The sequence below is a fragment of the Caulobacter sp. P1_B12_2 genome (assembly GCF_056406675.1).
Window position 1 is genome coordinate 1 of record NZ_JBFTZS010000646.1, and the last position, 1,828, is coordinate 1,828.

At 68.9% G+C, this 1,828-nt stretch carries 2 protein-coding genes; one reads left to right on the top strand and one right to left on the bottom strand.

The genetic code is table 11. The features are described 5' to 3' along the window. Positions 1–288: FtsW/RodA/SpoVE family cell cycle protein (locus tag AC1DZ6_RS24440; protein ID WP_477099696.1), on the top strand; the 288-nt coding region annotated here is incomplete at its 5' end. Between the two features lie 143 nt (positions 289–431). On the opposite strand, the gene AC1DZ6_RS24445 is transcribed toward AC1DZ6_RS24440, so the two are convergent. After that, positions 432–1,688, bottom strand: a complete 1,257-nt coding sequence (locus AC1DZ6_RS24445; RefSeq protein ID WP_477099697.1) for a DNA polymerase IV — start codon at positions 1,686–1,688, stop codon at positions 432–434. Positions 1,689–1,828 lie beyond the last annotated feature (140 nt).

The window sequence follows — 1,828 nt, forward strand, 5'->3', positions numbered from 1 at the left end:
CTGTTCCTGTACGGGGTGGCGATCTTCATGGCCCTGCGCATCGCCTCGATCAGCCACAGCCACTTCGGACGCCTGTCGGCCGCAGGCGTGACGGCGACCTTCGCGCTGTATGTGCTGATCAACGGCGCGATGGTGATGGGCATGGCCCCGGTGGTGGGCGTGCCCATGCCGATGCTGTCGTACGGCGGCACTGTCATGCTGACGGTCATGGTCGGGTTCGGGCTGGTGCAGGCCGTGCGGGTGCACCGCTATACCGAAGTGACCAGCGGCAAGGGCTCGCTGATGTAGACGTGGGTGGCTCACGCACCTGCCCCCACCTGACCGCTACGTGTCCGCCCCCATAGGGGGCGGAGGACGCGCGGACAGCCCTCTTCCCCCTTTGGGGGAAGACGATCGCGAAGCGATCCGTAGGGGGCAAGTGGTGGCCGCACCTACTTCCCCTTCAGCGCACGCCCCGTCATCACCGCCCCAGCCCCGTATTTCCCCCGCAAGCCGTCGATCATCGTCTCGCTTTTCAGCGCCTTGCGCTCGTCGCCGGCGAAGAAGTCGTCGGCCGCGCCCTCGGCGGGGACGAAGTCGGTCAGGCCGGCGCCGATCAGGCGGTAGTGCAGGCCGCCCGGCTCGGCCGCCAGCAGCTCGCGCGCCACCTGGAACAGGGTGCGGGCGGTCTGGATCGGCACGGGCAGGGTGCGGCGGCGGGTGTGAATCTTGAAGTCCGGCGTGCGCAGCTTCAGCGTCGCCACGCGGCCCGCCACCCCGCCGGCCCGGGCCTGGCGGGCGACCTTCTCGCACAGCGGCCACAACTCGTCCTCGAGATCGTCCCGCTTGTAGAGGTCGTCGTTGAACGTGGTCTCGGCGCTGATCGTCTTGCGCTCCTGATCGGGATCGACCAGCCGGGTGTCGCGGCCATGGGCCAGGTGATGCAGTCTCAGGCCGCCCGAGCCCAGCACCTTGACCAGCCACTTCAGGTCCGCATTGGCGATGTCGCCGACGGTGCGCAGGCCTTCCGAGGCCAGGGCGGTGACGGTGGCCGGACCGACGCCCGGCAGGATCGACACCGGCCGTGACGCCAGGAACGCCTCGACCCCGACCGCCCCGATCACCGAGAAGCCGCGCGGCTTGTCCAGCTCCGACGCGATCTTGGCCAGGAACTTGTTGGGGGCCAGGCCGATCGAGACGGTGATCCCGACCTCGGCCTCGATCTCGCGCTGCACCCGGGCCAGCATCACCGCCGGTGGAGCCTTATGCAGGCGCTCGGTGCCCGACAGGTCGATCCAGGCCTCGTCCAGCGACAGCGGCTGCACCAGGGGCGTCAGGGCCTCCAGCTTGGCCATGATCCGCCGACTCTCGTGCTTGTACTTGGCGAAGTTGGGCTTGATGACCACGGCGTCGGGGCACAGCTTCAGCGCCTTGTACATCGGCATGGCCGAGCGCGGGCCGCTCATGCGGGCGATATAGCAGGCGGTCGTCACCACCCCGCGCTTTCCGCCGCCGACGATCACCGGCTTGTCGCGCAGGGTCGGGTCGTCGCGCTTCTCGACCGAGGCGTAGAAGGCGTCGCAGTCCATGTGGGCCATGCTGAGCTGGCCCAGCTCCTCATGGAAGATCACGCGCGGCGACCCGCATTTGGGACAGCGCGAGACTTTGGCCTCGCCCGTCGCCAGGCAGTCGCGGCACAGGGTTTTCATGGGGACGGAGCCTTCACGCCCGGACAATCGCCTCTAGAACGGTTGTCATCCCGGACAAGCGAAGCGCAGATCSGGGACCGCCGGAAGCGCCTGCGTTCACGCGTCGGTCCCGGATCTTCGCGCTGCGCGCTCGTCCGGGA

Excerpts from the sequence above, each read along its gene's own strand:
- AC1DZ6_RS24445 (WP_477099697.1), bottom strand. The coding sequence starts at position 1,688 with ATGAAAACCCTGTGCCGCGACTGCCTGGCGACGGGCGAGGCCAAAGTC.